General features: G+C 33.9%; 17 protein-coding genes. 8 read left to right on the top strand and 9 right to left on the bottom strand.

Features of this window, described 5'->3' with window-relative positions:
• Positions 1-13: 13 nt before the first annotated feature.
• The 3 genes from IEV84_RS10145 to IEV84_RS10135 all read left to right on the top strand — a co-directional run bounded on the left by IEV84_RS10145 (position 14) and on the right by IEV84_RS10135 (position 4,482).
• A complete protein-coding gene (locus tag IEV84_RS10145; RefSeq protein ID WP_188494169.1) occupies positions 14-1,627 on the top strand; it encodes a DUF4301 family protein in 1,614 nt (537 codons plus the stop codon).
• A gap of 3 nt (positions 1,628-1,630) precedes the next feature.
• A complete protein-coding gene (arfB, locus tag IEV84_RS10140) occupies positions 1,631-2,035 on the top strand; it encodes an alternative ribosome rescue aminoacyl-tRNA hydrolase ArfB (RefSeq protein WP_188494168.1) in 405 nt (134 codons plus the stop codon).
• Between the two features lie 281 nt (positions 2,036-2,316).
• Positions 2,317-4,482, top strand: a complete 2,166-nt coding sequence (locus tag IEV84_RS10135) for a TonB-dependent receptor (protein WP_188494167.1) — start codon at positions 2,317-2,319, stop codon at positions 4,480-4,482.
• A 60-nt stretch (positions 4,483-4,542) separates the two neighbouring features.
• On the opposite strand, the gene IEV84_RS10130 is transcribed toward IEV84_RS10135, so the two are convergent.
• Positions 4,543-4,962, bottom strand: a complete 420-nt coding sequence (locus IEV84_RS10130; protein WP_188494166.1) for a Rieske (2Fe-2S) protein — start codon at positions 4,960-4,962, stop codon at positions 4,543-4,545.
• A gap of 162 nt (positions 4,963-5,124) precedes the next feature.
• Between IEV84_RS10130 and greA the strand changes: the two genes are divergently transcribed.
• From greA to IEV84_RS10115, 3 genes are all read left to right on the top strand, one after another.
• Complete coding sequence (gene greA, locus IEV84_RS10125; protein ID WP_035656904.1) at positions 5,125-5,601, top strand: transcription elongation factor GreA; 477 nt, start codon at positions 5,125-5,127, stop codon at positions 5,599-5,601.
• A gap of 106 nt (positions 5,602-5,707) precedes the next feature.
• Positions 5,708-6,097: an HIT family protein gene (locus IEV84_RS10120; RefSeq protein ID WP_188494165.1), complete on the top strand. Its 390-nt coding sequence runs from the start codon at positions 5,708-5,710 to the stop codon at positions 6,095-6,097.
• 144 nt (positions 6,098-6,241) lie between these two features.
• Positions 6,242-7,426, top strand: coding sequence for a transglutaminase domain-containing protein (locus IEV84_RS10115; protein WP_188494164.1), 1,185 nt, complete (start codon positions 6,242-6,244; stop codon positions 7,424-7,426).
• Here IEV84_RS10115 and IEV84_RS10110 read toward each other — a convergent pair.
• The gene (locus IEV84_RS10110; RefSeq protein WP_188494163.1) at positions 7,423-8,571 is read right to left on the bottom strand and encodes a sensor histidine kinase; all 1,149 of its coding nucleotides are present in this window, start codon (positions 8,569-8,571) and stop codon (positions 7,423-7,425) included. The two genes, IEV84_RS10115 and IEV84_RS10110, sit on opposite strands and share 4 nt — an antisense overlap.
• Positions 8,572-8,901: 330 nt before the next feature.
• Between IEV84_RS10110 and IEV84_RS10105 the strand changes: the two genes are divergently transcribed.
• Positions 8,902-9,270, top strand: coding sequence for a DUF3127 domain-containing protein (locus IEV84_RS10105; RefSeq protein ID WP_188494162.1), 369 nt, complete (start codon positions 8,902-8,904; stop codon positions 9,268-9,270).
• 53 nt (positions 9,271-9,323) lie between these two features.
• On the opposite strand, the gene IEV84_RS10100 is transcribed toward IEV84_RS10105, so the two are convergent.
• Positions 9,324-10,055 (bottom strand): phosphatase PAP2 family protein, encoded by a 732-nt coding sequence (locus IEV84_RS10100; RefSeq protein ID WP_188494161.1) that lies wholly within the window; start codon positions 10,053-10,055, stop codon positions 9,324-9,326.
• 90 nt (positions 10,056-10,145) lie between these two features.
• Between IEV84_RS10100 and aat the strand changes: the two genes are divergently transcribed.
• The gene (aat, locus tag IEV84_RS10095; RefSeq protein ID WP_188494160.1) at positions 10,146-10,787 is read left to right on the top strand and encodes a leucyl/phenylalanyl-tRNA--protein transferase; all 642 of its coding nucleotides are present in this window, start codon (positions 10,146-10,148) and stop codon (positions 10,785-10,787) included.
• Between the two features lie 77 nt (positions 10,788-10,864).
• Here aat and IEV84_RS10090 read toward each other — a convergent pair whose 3' ends face one another.
• The 6 genes from IEV84_RS10090 to IEV84_RS10065 form a co-directional block, all read right to left on the bottom strand.
• Positions 10,865-11,575, bottom strand: coding sequence for a HesA/MoeB/ThiF family protein (locus IEV84_RS10090; protein WP_188494159.1), 711 nt, complete (start codon positions 11,573-11,575; stop codon positions 10,865-10,867).
• 25 nt (positions 11,576-11,600) lie between these two features.
• Positions 11,601-12,716 (bottom strand): 2-iminoacetate synthase ThiH, encoded by a 1,116-nt coding sequence (gene thiH / locus IEV84_RS10085; RefSeq protein ID WP_188494158.1) that lies wholly within the window; start codon positions 12,714-12,716, stop codon positions 11,601-11,603.
• 97 nt (positions 12,717-12,813) lie between these two features.
• The gene (locus IEV84_RS10080) at positions 12,814-13,590 is read right to left on the bottom strand and encodes a thiazole synthase (RefSeq protein ID WP_306451815.1); all 777 of its coding nucleotides are present in this window, start codon (positions 13,588-13,590) and stop codon (positions 12,814-12,816) included.
• Positions 13,571-14,209, bottom strand: a complete 639-nt coding sequence (locus tag IEV84_RS10075) for a thiamine phosphate synthase (RefSeq protein ID WP_188494157.1) — start codon at positions 14,207-14,209, stop codon at positions 13,571-13,573. Before IEV84_RS10075 ends, IEV84_RS10080 begins: the two co-directional genes overlap by 20 nt.
• Positions 14,202-14,957: a hydroxymethylpyrimidine/phosphomethylpyrimidine kinase gene (locus IEV84_RS10070; RefSeq protein WP_188494156.1), complete on the bottom strand. Its 756-nt coding sequence runs from the start codon at positions 14,955-14,957 to the stop codon at positions 14,202-14,204. Before IEV84_RS10070 ends, IEV84_RS10075 begins: the two co-directional genes overlap by 8 nt.
• A complete protein-coding gene (locus IEV84_RS10065; RefSeq protein ID WP_188494155.1) occupies positions 14,930-15,511 on the bottom strand; it encodes a thiamine phosphate synthase in 582 nt (193 codons plus the stop codon). The genes IEV84_RS10070 and IEV84_RS10065 overlap by 28 nt, the downstream gene beginning before the upstream one ends.
• Positions 15,512-15,585: the final 74 nt, after the last annotated feature.

Raw genomic sequence — 15,585 nt, 5'->3', positions numbered from 1 at the left:
TGATTGCAATTACATGAGTGAAATAAAAGATTTGGTACAAGAGAAATCAATTGATGATTTAAATAAAATTAAAGCTATGGGATTGTCAGAACAGGATTTTGAACAAATCAGAGAACACGGAGTTTCATTAGAAAATATCAAAAAAGAATTGGCAATTTTTAAAAAAGGAATTGCTAAGATGGAATTGGTTGAAGCTGCAACTGTTGGGAACGGAATTTTGAGACTGACAGAAGAGGAATTTGTTGAAAATGCCAGTTTTTTTGATGATCATAAATCCAATTTAAAGTTATTAAAGTTTGTACCGGCATCGGGAGCGGCCAGCAGGATGTTTAAATTTCTAACGGCTTTCCTGAATGATTTTAATATTGAAAAAGAAAGTATCAATGCTTATATCAATAGAAAAAAGGAGACCAAACTGCCTGTTTTTATAGTAGGAATGGAGAAATTGCCTTTTTTTGAAATGATTTATAAAAAACTCAAAGAAGAGATTCAGGATTTTGACTCACTTTCACGTGATTATAAAAACTATTATTTTATCAAATTCATGTTGGATGCAAAGTATTTTGATTTTGCTTCAAAGCCAAAAGGGATTTTGCCTTTCCATAAATATGCGACTAAAATTGCTACACCAATTGAAGAGCATTTGTACGAATGTGGTTATTATTCAAGCACCAATAATAAATCTTATTTGCATTTTACGGTTTCTGAATCACATCAGGAACAGTTTGAGCAAATTATAGATAGTGAGAAGGCTAAGGTTGAAAATGAAACGCAAACCAGTATTGAGGTGACTTATTCTTATCAGGATAAAAGTACTGATACTATTGCGGTGAACATGAATGATAAGGCTTTTAGAACCCAAGAGGGTAAATTATTATTCAGACCCGGAGGTCATGGGGCGCTGATAGGAAACTTAAATCAGTTGGATGCAGATATTATCTTTATTAAAAATATTGATAATGTTATTTTGCATAACAATGAAAAAATTGCGCTTTATAAAAAAGCATTGGCTGGTGTTTTATTAGAATTGCAACAGCAAATATTTGCCTGCCTGAATTTAATTGATCTTTATACAGTTGAAGAAAATCAAATTGAGGAAATTAAAAAATTCCTTTCAGCCAAATTGAATGTGGAAGTTAAATCCGATTTTGATCTATATACTTTCGAAAATAAAATAAAATTTCTGAAAAATATTTTAGACCGTCCTATCAGAGTTTGCGGAATGGTTATCAATGAAGGTGAGCCCGGAGGAGGTCCTTTTTGGGTAAAGAATGGACAAAAAGAGGTTTCGTTACAAATTGTTGAGTCTTCTCAGGTGGATTTGAGCAATAAAAAGCAGGCTAAAATCATGGCTAATGCGACTCATTTTAATCCGGTAGATTTAGTTTGTGCGACTAAAAATTATAAAGGGGAAAAGTTTGATTTACATCAGTTTGTGGATGAAAACAGCGGTTTTATAGTGGAAAAAAATTATCAGGGAAAAGATATTAAAGGCTATGAATTACCGGGTTTGTGGAATGGAGCAATGGCAAACTGGCTGACTGTTTTTGTTGAAGTGCCTTTGATTACTTTTAATCCGGTGAAAACGGTCAATGATTTATTAAAAGAGGCACATCAGTCGTTGTAAATAATGGAAATCCAAAAAATCATATCGGAGCTGCAATTTAAAGCTGTGCGAAGCAGTGGTGCCGGCGGACAAAACGTAAATAAGGTTTCGTCTAAAGTGGTATTGTCTTTCGATTTGAAAAATTCTCAGGCTTTATCTGAAGAAGAAAAGTTACTGTTAGAAACCAATCTTTCGTCAAGATTAACTACTGATTTGGTTTTGATTCTGAATTGTGATGAAGACCGAAGCCAACTTAAAAATAAAGAAATTGTCACGAAACGTTTTTTAGAATTGATTAGAAAAGGACTTATTGTTCCCAAAATTAGAAAGGCTACAAAAGTTCCAAAATCAGTAATTAAAAAACGAATTAAAGACAAAAAGAATCTTTCCGACCTAAAACAATCGCGTAAAAAACCAAACTTGGATTAAAAACCAAAAAAATAAATTCCAATTTCCAATAAAAAATGTTTAAAAGTTAGGTTTTGGAATTTAATTTTTGGGATTTGTTTTTTAACATTATCTTTGCACCGTCTCAAAGGGGTGCTCTAAATAACGAGCTGAGATCATACCCAACGAACCTGAGCAAGTAATGTTGCTAAGGGAAAATGTGATAAATGAGTAGTAGTACTATTGATTTATTTTAGTTGAACAAATCTTTTATAATTTAACAAAAAGAATAATTGCCCCTTTTATTCGTAAAACAATTACGGATGAAACCATTAATTAAAATTTCAAATCTAAAATTCCAAATTCCAAAGACAGTAGGTAATCGATCTACACTATTCGTTATTGCTTTCTGTCTGTTGTCTTTTATATCTTTTTCTCAGGTAAAAGATACCACTAAGGTCAATCAACTCGATGAAGTTTTGGTTTCTGCCATTCGTGTTACAACAAAAACGCCGGTTAGTTTTTCTAATTTGGACAAAAAAGAAATTGCTCCACGCAATTTAGGTCAGGATATTCCGGCTTTGATGAATTTTATGCCATCGGTGGTGACAACGTCTTATGCAGGAAACGGAATAGGTTATGCTGGGATTCGTGTTCGTGGTAGTGATGCAACCCGTGTAAATATTACGGTTAACGGAATTCCGTATAATGATTCGGAAAGTCATGGAACTTTTTGGGTTAATATGCCGGATTTTGCTTCTTCGGTAGAGAATATGCAATTGCAAAGAGGAGTAGGGACTTCTACTAACGGATCGGGTGCTTTTGGGGCTAGTTTGAACTTATTGACTGATGCTTATTCGAAAATAAGTAGTGGAGAGATTTCTAATTCTTTTGGAAGTTTCAATACCAGAAAACACACTGTTAAATTCAGTTCGGGTTTAATGAACGATCATTTTGAATTGGCTGGACGTGTGTCGGCTTTAAAATCAGTTGGTTATGTGGACAGAGGAAGTTCTGATTTAAAATCGTATTTCCTGCAGGGAACTTATGTTGGAAAAACAACATTAATCAAGGCTTTGGTTTTTGGAGGAACCGAGAAAACATACCAAGCCTGGAACGGAATTGATGCGGCAACTTTAGCTTCAGACAGAACATTTAATTTTGGTGGAATTTATACAGATGAATCAGGTAATACCCGTTTTTATGATAACGAAACCGATAATTACCAGCAAGATCATTATCAGTTGCATTGGAATGAGAAATTGTCCTCTAGTTGGAATACCAATTTGGCTTTTCATTATACAAAAGGAAAAGGATATTATGAAAATTACAAAGAAGATGCTGATTTTGCTGATTATGGTTTGAATCCGGTAGGTTCGGAAGTAACAACTGATTTAGTGCGCCAAAAGTGGTTGGATAATGATTTTTACGGAACTACTTTTTCGGCAAATTATAAAAATGAAGAGTTGGATGTTATCTTGGGCGGAGGCTGGAATAAATATGAAGGCGATCATTTTGGTAAAGTTATTTGGGCACGATTTGCTTCTCAAAGTGAATTAGGAGATCGCTATTATGACGATTTTGCTTCAAAAAAAGATGGGAATGTTTTTGCAAAAATCAATTATCAGATTGGGTCTTTTGTTAATGTTTATGTTGATGCACAGCTTAGAAATGTACACTACCAGGCTAATAGCGCAGAAACGGGTTTGGTAAATGATAATTTTAATTTCTTTAATCCTAAGGCTGGTTTGAATTTTACCCTTAATAATAAAAATGCAATTTATGTTTCTTATGCCAGAGCTAACAGGGAACCTAATCGAACGGATTATGAAGGCGGAAATGTGAAACCGGAAAGAATGGATGATTTTGAATTGGGCTGGCGATTTGTAGCTCCAAAAACACAGCTAAACATCAATGGTTATTATATGAAATACAAAGACCAGTTGGTTTTAACAGGTGAATTGGACGATGTAGGGAATCCGGTTCGAACTAATGTGGGCGAAAGTTATCGTTTAGGTTTGGAAGTAGATGCCAGATTTCAATTGGATAAAAAATGGGCAATCCGACCTAATTTTACCCTGAGTGATAATAAAAATATTGATTTTGTATTGGATAACGGAAGCGGTACAGCCAATTTAGGAAATACCAATATTGCTTTTTCTCCAAAATTAATCGCTGCCAATAGTGTGGTGTTTTCTCCTGTAGCTAATTTGCAATTGAACTTGTTGTCTAAATTTGTTGGAAATCAATATTTAAACAATATTAATGACGGACAAGGAAAATTGAACGATTATTTTGTAAACGATTTTAATGCTACCTACACCATCTTTCCTAAAAGTGTTTTTAAGTCGATTACTATAAGTGTGTTAGCTAATAATATTGCCAATAAACATTATGTTTCTGACGGTGCTGATTATGGCGGAGGATATGTGTATTATTATCCACAGGCAGGAGCCAATTTCTTAGCCGGATTGACATTGAAGTTTTAATATCGTGTAGTTCTATATTTTAAAAGCCTGAGAAATTCAATTTCTCAGGCTTTTTGATTTTTAATTATAAACCCGCAGAATGTTTCCATTGAGTTCTGCACGATATTGTTTTAAGGGATATTTTAATTTTCCCTGTCCCGTAAATAAGCTGTATTGTTCGTCATCACAAGGGCATTGAAGATAGATGCCGTCGAGTGTCAAAGTTGAACAGCTGCTTAGTGCCTGATTAGGGCAGGCTGCATCAAAAGCATTGTAGCCGCTTCCGGTGTTAAATACATAAATGCCTTTAGGGCCTACTTCGGGACCGGAATAATAAATAGCATTGCTTACGTAATTAAGATTTGAATACTGAGGTAAACTCAGATTGAATGTTACTGAAAAAATATAGTTGGGGATGTAAGGATTGTTGTTGTTAAATCCGTTGTCTGAACACGAAAAAAACAAAAGACTAATCAGGAAAAGTGAGACAATTTTTTTCATGTTTTTTAATTTGTAAAAGTATTAGTGAAACAAATTTAATTTATTTACATTTGAAATAATAATGGTTAACATATAATTATACACTATAAAAAAATATATTATCTTTGTGGAAAGAAATCCCGTCCCGATGGGATTTTTTCTATTTTATAAAATGATGAAGTTATGAGTACAGTATCTTATTACACAGCAGAAGGACTTAAAAAATTAAGAGAAGAATTAGATTATTTAAAAACCGTGATGCGTCCTAAAGCATCTCAAGATATAGCCGATGCAAGAGATAAAGGAGATTTATCTGAAAATGCAGAGTACGATGCTGCTAAAGAGGCACAAGGAATGTTGGAAATGAAAATTGCCAAATTAGAGGAAATTCATGCCAATGCCCGTTTAATTGATGAATCCAATCTTGATTTGTCTAAAGTTTTGGTATTATCAAGCGTGAAAATTAAAAATCAGGCGAATGGTATGGAAATGAAATATACCTTAGTTGCCGAAAGCGAAGCCGACTTGAAAACAGGAAAAATATCTGTAACTTCTCCAATAGGGAAAGGATTATTAGGGAAATCAATAGGCGAAGTAGCAGAAATTAAAGTGCCTAACGGTGTTTTGAAATTTGAAATTCTGGAAATTACAAGAGAGTAATTATAAGTATTCAGTGTTCGGTTTTTTAGTGTTCAGTTAGAAAATACAAACTCTTTTGAATTTCCTCTATTCTAAACTCTTAAATCTAAATTCTAAAATCATTCCAATGAGCTCGATATTCACCAAAATAATAAACGGAGAAATTCCATGTTATAAAATTGCTGAAGATGATAACTATTTTGCTTTTTTAGATATTAATCCTAATGCCAAAGGACACACACTGTGTATCCCAAAAGTGGAAGTCGATAAGATTTTTGATTTGGACGAAGAAGTGTATTTAGGATTAATGCAGTTTTCGAGAAAGGTGGCTATAGCTTTGGAAAAAACCATTCCTTGTAACCGAATCGCGATTTCGGTTATTGGAATTGAAGTTCCGCATGCTCATGTGCATTTGATTCCGTTAAACACAATGGATGATATTCGCTTTCAGAAAAAGGTAGCTTTGAGCAAAGAAGAATTTGAAAACTTAGCTCAGGAAATTAGAGCTAATTTGTAGTTTTTATATTGAAATTAATATAAAAAAACGTTTAGAGATTAGTTTCTAAACGTTTTTTTATGATTTACTGTCTGAATCAGAGTTTTATATATTTGTAGAATTAATCTTAATTTATATATTTGGTGCAGTAAAGCTTTTTTTGCCATGAAATACACTTTTTTATTTTTTGCTTGTTTTTGTTCTTTTATGGTTTTGGCACAAAAGAAACAAAAGATTCAGAAAAATTATGATTTGATTGATGCTAGAATGGATAAAATGCCAGTAGGTTTTAATCAATCGATGGATAGTATTGGTAATTATATCAAAAGTAATTTTCAAACAGAAAATGATCGAATTCGTGCCGTTTTTTATTGGACAGCTTCTAACATTAGTTATGATGTGCCCAATATGTTTGCACCAAATCAATTGGAAACTGTTCAACAAAAAATAGAAAAAACATTAAAAACCAGAAAAGGAGTTTGTATTCATTATGCTGAAGTTTTTAATGATATTTCAAATAAAGTTGGAATTAAATGCCGAATAATTGAAGGTTATACCAAACAAAATGGGGAGGTAGATAATTTAGCTCATGCCTGGTGTGCCGCCCAAATAGACAATAAATGGGTTGTGTTTGATCCTACCTGGGGAGCAGGAGGTATAACGAATGGGAAGTTTGTAAAGAAGTTAAACAATACTTATTTTAAAGCAGAGCCTTCTAAAATTATTGCTTCGCATATGCCGTTTGATTATATGTGGCAATTCCTGAATTATCCTGTTACCAATGCGGAATTTTATGGAGGGAAAACGCAATTGGATAAAACCAAAAAATATTTTGATTTTGAGAAAGAGATTGCTCTTTATTATAAAATATCAGAGAACGATCAGTTGTTTGAATCGGCTGCGCGAATAGAAAAAAACGGTTTGAAAAATGCGATGATTTTAGAGTATTATAACATGACAAAAAAACAGTGGAATAATACAATGCAAAATGCCAATATTGATAAATTGAATGTTGTTGTAAATGAATACAATGAAGCATTACTGTTATTAAATGATTTTATAATGTATCGAAACAAGAAATTCAAACCTACTTTTCCGGATGAAAAAACCCAACAAATGATTCAAACTCCAAGAGAGAAATTGGCAAAATGCCAAAACGATATTTTTAAGATTGGAACAGTGGGTAGTGAAAATGCGTCCAATATGAGTTCATTAAAAAGAAATATTGCAGAAGCATTGATTCAGGCAGATGAACAGGCTTCCTTTGTAAAGGACTATTTGAGTAAGTCTAAATTGGTTAGAAAAACAATGTTTTCAAAAGTATCTTGGTTTGGAATACCATTAAACTAGACTAGTTTTTTCAAACTGATTTGCATAGTTGTTCCTTTTCCAATTTCAGAATGTAAAACTTTAATGCTGCCTTTGTGGTATTCTTTTACAATGCGTTTGGTTAAAGAGAGTCCCAGTCCCCAACCTCTTTTTTTAGTAGTGAATCCAGGTTCAAAAATAGTGTTAAATTGATTTTTGGGGATGCCGCTTCCTGTATCAGTTATGTTTATTTTTACAGTTACGGAATCTTCCTCAATACTAACAGTGATTTTTCCTTTTCCTTTCATGGCATCAATTGCATTTTTTATTAAGTTTTCGATTGTCCAGCTATGTAAAGTTGGGTTCAACATAGTGTATATTGCCGATTTTGGACTATCAAAAGAAAATTCAATTTGTTTGGAAAATCGGGATTGAAGGTAGTTATAGGTTTTTAAAGTTTCTTCTATAATGTTGCTTTTTTCTAAAACGGGTTCGGAACCTATTTTCGAAAAACGATCGGTAATAGTTTGCAATCTATCGATGTCTTTTTCGATTTCGATAGTGGTGGTTTCGTCAATGTTTTCGGTTTTTAGAATTTCAACCCAACCTATTAAGGAAGAAAGTGGTGTGCCAATTTGATGCGCTGTTTCCTTAGCCATTCCGGCCCAAAGTTTGTTTTGAGTAGCAATTTTAGTACTTCGGTAAAAATAATAAATCAGTGCTGAGAACAGGAAAATAATTAAAAGCAAAGCGATGGGATAATATTTCAATTTGTTCAGTAAAGCTGAGTTGCCATAATACCATTTCTGGTATTTGTCAGGCGCATATTCAATAATAATTGGATCGTTTTCCTTTTTTAACTGAGACAAAAAATCCATGGCTTTCGTTTTGTCTTTTAGTATTGCTTCATCAATATTGATGGTATTGATAATGCTGTCGTTTTCGGTAAGAATAACAGGGATAGAAGTATTGTTTTTAAAAATTTGCAACGGAAGTTCTACATCGGTATTTTCATCGGCATTGATGAGTGTTTTTTGAGCTTTCGCCAAAAGATTCATTTTTAGCCGTTCTTCGTTTTTGAAAATTTGAAAAAAAGTGTAGGTATTCCATAGAATTAAGGAAATGATAAGAAATGAAGCAAAAATAAGTATCCATCTTCCGGTACTTCTTTTATCAGAAAATTGCATAATTCATATTTTGAACCATAAATATAACCAAATATAAGTACTATTGCTTTGTTCGCTTTAAAGTTTTAGGTGGTTTCGCATAGGGAAAGTAATATCATTCACATTGAAATCTGCTTGTTTGACAAGGAATTAAAAATTAAAATTGAAATTGTAAAACAAACGTTATTGTCAGATAGAAGAAGTTGTTATATTTGTATATCAAATGTTTTTCTATTATGTTTTTGTATTCAATTGATTTTGAAGCTATAAAATTCAAAAGAAAAGCTTGTTATTCTGGTTTAGGAATACTTTTGAAAAAATAATAATTATATAACGATTAAAATAACGAAGATGGAAGTTACAGGGAAAATTAAAGTTGTTAATCCAGAGCAACAAGTTAGTGCATCATTTAGAAAAAGAGAATTAGTTGTAACTACAGAGGAACAATATCCTCAACATATATTGATTGAGTTTACACAAGATAAATGTGATTTGTTGAACAATTATAATATTGGTGAAGCAGTAAAAGTATCGATTAATTTAAGAGGAAGAGAGTGGGTAAATCCACAAGGAGAAACAAGATATTTTAACAGTATCCAAGGTTGGAGAATCGAAAAAATGGCTACTGAAGCTCCTGCTGCTGCACCTATGCCAGCTGCACCGGCATTTGCACCGGCAACCAATTTAAACGAAGACGAACCGGACGATTTACCGTTCTAATTCGACAGCATAAAATTATTTAAGCCTTGGATTAATTCAAGGCTTTTTTGTTTTTAAAACGAAGGTTTAATAACAGCTCCAATTCCTAATTGATTTCCTATTTGAGGATAAATAAACGCTGAGGTTTTATTCTTTTTCCCAAAATTAATTTTTTGAAAAGGATTATAATAAGAAACTAAAATCCCGGAAGCTAACCCAATTCCGGCTCCCGTCAATATATCTGAAGTATAATGTTTGTTATTAGCAACACGCAATATTCCGGTAGCAGTTGCAAATACAAATCCGCTGCTGGCATACCAAAAATTAGAATCTTTGTATTCCTGATATAAAAGAGCAGCATTAGTAAAAGCAAGAGCGGTATGTCCTGAAGGAAAACTAAATCTATCGGAGTCATCAGGACGGTTGGCTTTGACCGAATGTTTTATTGCTGTTACTATAACGTAGCTAAGGGTATTGGCTGTAGCCAAATCTATAGTTTGATGTTTAAACGTATTTCTAGGATTAAAACCTAAAAATTTCCCGGCGTAAATTTGTGCTGCAGGAACAAAAAGAGTAAAATCGTCAATTCGGGTATTAAAATTCGAACCAAAAAAAGAGTTCGCATCTTTTTGAATATTATTATTCAGTTGGCTATTGAATAAAATCACTCCTGAACCAATTAGAGCGGTAGGAATTATAAATGATTTATAGCTTAGTTTTTTGTGATTTGTAACTGAATCCAGTTGCTGCCCATTTACTTTTGGCATCAAAAAAAGCAGCATAAGTAGGAATAATATTTTTTTCATTAATTAGAAATTGAAAGTTTTAGTAAGCTAACTAAATAAAGTAAATTACATTTGTCAAATGTAAGAGTATATACTTTCAATTTAATAGTTATGTTTTATTTATCTGAAGATTTATTTTTTCCACCTGTTCACTTAGCTCATTCGTCAGGAATTGTAGGTTTGGGTGGCGATTTGTCTTCAGATCGATTACAATTGGCCTATAAAAGTGGCATTTTTCCCTGGTTTGAAGATGGAGAACCCATCACTTGGTGGTCACCTAATCCCAGAATGGTTTTGTTTTTAGATGAATTGATAATTTCTAAAAGCATGCGGAATATTCTCAATCGAAAAGTCTTTAAAGTCACTTTTAATCAAAATTTCAGAGAAGTGATTTCACATTGCCAAAATGTGAAACGCGAAGGTCAAAACGGAACTTGGATTACTAATGATATGATTGAAGCTTATTGCAAACTACATGATTTAGGAATTGCAAAATCTGTTGAAGTTTGGCAAAATGACGGACTCGTAGGCGGATTGTATGGTGTTGATTTAGGACATGTTTTTTGTGGAGAAAGTATGTTTTCTTTGGTTTCTAATGCTTCAAAAGTGGCTTTTATTGCTTTGGTAGAAAAATTAAGAAATGAGCATTACAAATTGCTCGATTGTCAGGTTTATAATTCTCATTTAGAAAGTTTAGGCTGCCGCGAAATTGAACGGGAAGAGTTTATGACGATACTAAAAAAAGATATTTAACCGTAAAGTAGGCAAAGTTTTTCGCAAAGATTCACAAAGAGAATTTTTAAGATTTCTCCAATCTGCGTTCCAAAAAACTAAAAACGTAATTTAGTAAAACTCCAATCTAAAGTTTTATACAAAATCAATTCATTATTCAAACTTGGCAAACCAATTATTAATTTCAAAGTCTCGTGTGCCATCATCGTACCAATCATTCCTGGCAAAGTTCCTAAGACTCCATTAAAACTACAATTAGGTACATCTTTAGGATTAGGCGGTTCAGGAAATAAATCTCTTAAATTTTTACTTCCCTGATGGTTGAAAACCGCAATTTGTCCTTCAAAACCCAGAATACTTCCATAAACCAAAGTCTTTCCTAAAGTAACACAAGTATCATTGACTAAAAACCGCGTACTAAAATTATCAGAACCATCCACTACAATATCAAAATCGGCAATGATTCTGGAAGCATTTTCAGCGGTTAGTTTTTCTTCGAAAGCTAAAACGGCAATTAACGGATTTAGTTTTTCAATGGTTGTTTTTGCAGTCAAAGCTTTTGATAAACCTATTTGGTCTTCGGTATATAAAATTTGGCGGTGGAGATTGTGGATTTCAATTTTGTCAAAATCAACAATTCCTATGGTTCCCACTCCGGCAGTGGCAATGTATTGCAAAATAGGACAACCTAATCCACCAGCACCAATTACAAGTACTTTGGCTTTTTTTAACTTGGCTTGTCCTTCATCACCAATTTCAGGTAAAATTACTTGTCGATTGTATCTTAAAAAATCTTGTACTATACTCATCACATCTGAAATCTAAATCGTTAATCTAAAATCTAAAATTTTTATCCCAGTCTTTCCAAACGGGTTCATAGCCTTTTTGCTGGATGATATGCGCAATTTCGGCAACCGAACGGTCATCACTAATTTCAAATTGTTCCAAAGATTGCGGATCGACAACATAACCTCCCGGATTAGTTTTAGAACCCGCACTCATGCTTGTGGTACCAATTGGGATAATATTGTTTCTGAATTTTTCATTTTCGCGGGTCGAAATCGAAATTTCTACATCTTCATTCCACAAACGATACGCACAAATTAATTGGGTTAAATCCTTATCGTCCATGATAAAATTAGGTTCAATAATGCCTTCAGCAGGACGCAGTCTTGGAAAAGAAACCGCATATTTTGTTCGCCAATAGGTTTTTTGCAAATAATCCAAATGCAAAGCATTAAAGAAACTATCGGTACGCCAGTCTTCCAATCCTAATAAAACACCCAAACCAATTTTATGAATGCCCGCTTTACCAATTCGGTCAGGAGTATCGAGTCTGAAATCAAAATTGGATTTCTTGCCTTTGGTGTGGTATTTTTTGTAAACTTCCTGATGATAGGTTTCCTGATACACTAAAACGGAATATACCCCGGCTTCATGCAATCGTTCATATTCTTCCTGAGAAAGTGGTTGCACTTCTACAGAAATGATTGAGAAATCGTTTTTGATTTGTTCAATTGCATTTAGGAAATAATTGATGTTTACGGTATAATTGGCTTCGCCTGTCACCAATAAAACATGATCAAAACCCATTTTTTTCAAAGCTTCGACTTCCTGTTTTATTTCGGAATCCGAAAGTGTTTTTCGCTTGATTTTGTTGTCCAGACTAAAACCGCAGTAGGTACAAATGTTTTGGCATTCGTTACTCAAATACAAAGGCGCATACATTTGGATGGTTTTTCCAAAACGTTTTTTGGTCAATTCATGACATTCCTGTGCCATTTGCTCCAAATAAGGCTGAGCAGCAGGAGAAATCAATACCAAAAAATCATCCAGATTTCTTTTGGCTTTCGCCAGACTAGCTTCAACCTCTTTTGAAGTGGTTTGATATATTTTTGATTGAATTGTATTCCAATCGTATTGTTCAAAAACCGATTTGAATGTTTTCATAGTTTTTAACGCCAAGAGCGCAAAGTTTTTTCGCAAAGATTATAAAGGCTTTGCGCTCTTAGCGTTTTTTACCTTTGTGTACTTTGCGGTTAAATAATTATTCGTATAAAAATGCAGTCAATGGACTCGAAGCCACTGCTTGCTTGGTTTGCTGTCCCAGTTTAGCTTCAAAGGCTTTTCTTCCTGCGATAACGGCTTCTTTGAAAGCCTCTGCCATCATTTTTGGATTTCCGGCTACGGCAATTGCAGTGTTTACCAAAACAGCATCGGCTCCTATTTCCATAGCTTTTGCAGCATCCGATGGTGCTCCAATTCCGGCATCAATAATTACAGGAACTTTACTTTGTTCTATAATAATTTCCAGAAAGTCAATCGTTTTTAGTCCTTTGTTACTTCCTATTGGTGAACCCAATGGCATTACTGCCGCAGTTCCCACATCTTCTAATCTTTTGCATAAAACTGGGTCGGCGTGGATGTAAGGCAATACAATGAAACCTAATTTTGCTAATTCTTCTGTAGCTTTTAAGGTTTCTATTGGATCGGGAAGTAAGTATCTTGGGTCGGGATGAATTTCCAGTTTCAACCAATTGGTTTCTAAAGCTTCTCTGGCCAGTTGTGCAGCAAAAATGGCTTCTTTAGCATTTCTTGCTCCCGAAGTATTGGGTAATAAATTGATTTTGGGATCTTTCAAATGCGACAAAATTGCATCCGTATCGGTTTCTAAGTCTACTCGTTTTAGAGCTACGGTCACTAATTCGCTTCCGGAAGCTAAAATGGCTTCTTCCATTTGGCTATTCGCACCAAATTTCCCTGTCCCTAAAAACAATCTTGATTCGAAGCTTTTATCGCCTATATTAAACAATGACGTTTCCATATAATTTTTCGTTAAGTTCGGTAATAAGTTGGGTTTTTGTCTCGCTTTCAGTAATTAATCCTGATACAGCGATGCCGTGAATTCCTGTTTTGATGATGGCTTCCACATCATCAGTTTGAATGCCTCCAATAGCGTAAACCGGAGTTGTAATTTGTGCTTGCTGCATTTTTGTCATTAGCTCAGCATAGCCTTCTAATCCTAAAATCGGGCTTAGTTTTTCTTTGGTTTTTGTAAAACGAAAAGGCCCCAAACCGATATAGTCACAACCATCATTGCTGTGTTTTTGGATGTTTTCAAAAGTGTTGGCTGTACCGCCAATAATTTTACTACTTCCCAGAATTTCTCTGGCTTTAGAGATTCTCATATCGCTTAATCCTAAATGGATTCCGTCAGAATCAATTTCGCTGGCCAGAGCTACATTATCGTTGATGATAAAAGTGGCTAAATATTCCTGACATAAGATTTTTACGGCTTCCGCCAAGGTAAAAGTATCTTCGGAAGTGGCATTTTTAAAACGCATCTGAATCCAGTCGCAACCATGATCCAAAGCCTGATGGATGTTGTACAGCTGTTCCTCAACTGTATTTCCTTGTGATATATATTGTAAGCGATTAAACATAGTGATTTCCTAATTGGGTTGGGTTGGACAATAAAAAGTTTTCGGTGTAACTTTTAGCATTTTTACAGGCATGCAGAAGGTTTTGTTTCAATGCCAGATTTGCTGTTATAGCCGCTGATAAAACACAGCCGGAACCGTGTTTTGGATATACTTTGGTGTTATTTGGCGAAAGCCTGAAAAACTGATTTTGCATATGTAAAAAATCAGTGCCAATTTCGGTAGGATGATGTCCTCCTTTTAGTAAAACAGCACAGTATTTTGAAAGCATTTCAATGCTAATTTCTACTTTTTTTTCTGTTGGAATCAATTTTAAAATTTCGTTGTAATTGGGAGTTATTAAATCGATTTGGTTTAAAATACTGATTAAGTCTTCTTGATTTTGAATGTTCAAAAAGTCAAATTCCGTAGTCGATTTTAAAACCGTGTCCCAAACTATTTTGGTTTTTGGCGAAAGTATTTTTATCAAAAAAACAATCGATTTTAAATAGTCCAGCGAAGGTATTATCCCAATTTTAACCGCCTTGATTTCATAAGCCTCAAATAAGGTTTCGATGGATTGCAATACAAAACTAAGTTCCGTCCATTGAATGGCAACAAACTCATTTTCGGTTTGAATAGTATTGGCGGTATTGATGGCAAAACCATATACCTGATGCTGCTCGAAAGTTTTGATATCAGCCAAAACACCGGCACCAGCTGAAGGGTCAAAGCCCGCAATACTTAAAACGAAAGGACGATTTGTTGACATGATTTGAAATTTTCTATTGGATTATTGCTGTTCCAAATGCTTCCTAAAAGCGCTACATTATTAAAACCTATTTCCATAGCCTGATGAATGTTTTCGGATTGAATTCCTCCTAAACCGATAAGTTTTGTTTTAAAATGAATTCTCTTTTCTATTTCAGTTGACCAGTTTACATTGGGCTCATAATTTTCTTTGGAAATACTTTTGAATACAGGACTCAAAAAAGCATAATCAAAATCTTCAGACAACGCATTGAATTCTTCGATTGAATGTGTCGAAGTAGATATTGAAAAACCTTCAGTTTTTTGAAAGTTATCAGGTCTGTTTGTTGAAGAAAAATGAAGACGCTTAATTCCAAATTCTTCAGCCAAATGATGATAACTGTGTAAAACCAAACGATTCCTATATTCCAATCCAATTGCAGTCACAAAAACTTTCATTTCTTCTTCAGAAAAGTCAGGCTTTCGAATATGAAATAATTCCATTCCATTTTCAAAAAGAGAATGGATGAGCTTGATTTCATTTGCTACCGCAGTTGGATTGGATATGATGATCATTTTTATGTGGTATCAAGATTTGAGTATTAAGAATTAAGAAATCTGAAATTCATTCAATCTTCATCTTAATACTT

This window comes from Flavobacterium palustre, assembly GCF_014639535.1.
In the GTDB taxonomy this organism is placed as follows: domain Bacteria; phylum Bacteroidota; class Bacteroidia; order Flavobacteriales; family Flavobacteriaceae; genus Flavobacterium; species Flavobacterium palustre.
The sequence above is the reverse complement of the archived record's forward strand: the minus strand, read 5'-3'. Positions and strand labels throughout refer to the sequence as shown.

Excerpts from the sequence above, each read along its gene's own strand:
- arfB (WP_188494168.1), top strand. The coding sequence starts at position 1,631 with ATGGAAATCCAAAAAATCATATCGGAGCTGCAATTTAAAGCTGTGCGA.
- IEV84_RS10075 (WP_188494157.1), bottom strand. The coding sequence starts at position 14,209 with ATGTTTAATCGCTTACAATATATATCACAAGGAAATACAGTTGAGGAA.
- IEV84_RS10110 (WP_188494163.1), bottom strand. The coding sequence starts at position 8,571 with ATGCAATTTTCTGATAAAAGAAGTACCGGAAGATGGATACTTATTTTT.
- IEV84_RS10105 (WP_188494162.1), top strand. The coding sequence starts at position 8,902 with ATGGAAGTTACAGGGAAAATTAAAGTTGTTAATCCAGAGCAACAAGTT.
- IEV84_RS10135 (WP_188494167.1), top strand. The coding sequence starts at position 2,317 with ATGAAACCATTAATTAAAATTTCAAATCTAAAATTCCAAATTCCAAAG.
- IEV84_RS10145 (WP_188494169.1), top strand. The coding sequence starts at position 14 with ATGAGTGAAATAAAAGATTTGGTACAAGAGAAATCAATTGATGATTTA.
- greA (WP_035656904.1), top strand. The coding sequence starts at position 5,125 with ATGAGTACAGTATCTTATTACACAGCAGAAGGACTTAAAAAATTAAGA.
- IEV84_RS10070 (WP_188494156.1), bottom strand. The coding sequence starts at position 14,957 with ATGTCAACAAATCGTCCTTTCGTTTTAAGTATTGCGGGCTTTGACCCT.
- IEV84_RS10115 (WP_188494164.1), top strand. The coding sequence starts at position 6,242 with ATGAAATACACTTTTTTATTTTTTGCTTGTTTTTGTTCTTTTATGGTT.
- IEV84_RS10090 (WP_188494159.1), bottom strand. The coding sequence starts at position 11,575 with ATGAGTATAGTACAAGATTTTTTAAGATACAATCGACAAGTAATTTTA.
- IEV84_RS10120 (WP_188494165.1), top strand. The coding sequence starts at position 5,708 with ATGAGCTCGATATTCACCAAAATAATAAACGGAGAAATTCCATGTTAT.
- IEV84_RS10080 (WP_306451815.1), bottom strand. The coding sequence starts at position 13,590 with ATGGAAACGTCATTGTTTAATATAGGCGATAAAAGCTTCGAATCAAGA.
- IEV84_RS10100 (WP_188494161.1), bottom strand. The coding sequence starts at position 10,055 with ATGAAAAAAATATTATTCCTACTTATGCTGCTTTTTTTGATGCCAAAA.
- aat (WP_188494160.1), top strand. The coding sequence starts at position 10,146 with ATGTTTTATTTATCTGAAGATTTATTTTTTCCACCTGTTCACTTAGCT.
- IEV84_RS10130 (WP_188494166.1), bottom strand. The coding sequence starts at position 4,962 with ATGAAAAAAATTGTCTCACTTTTCCTGATTAGTCTTTTGTTTTTTTCG.
- IEV84_RS10065 (WP_188494155.1), bottom strand. The coding sequence starts at position 15,511 with ATGATCATCATATCCAATCCAACTGCGGTAGCAAATGAAATCAAGCTC.
- thiH (WP_188494158.1), bottom strand. The coding sequence starts at position 12,716 with ATGAAAACATTCAAATCGGTTTTTGAACAATACGATTGGAATACAATT.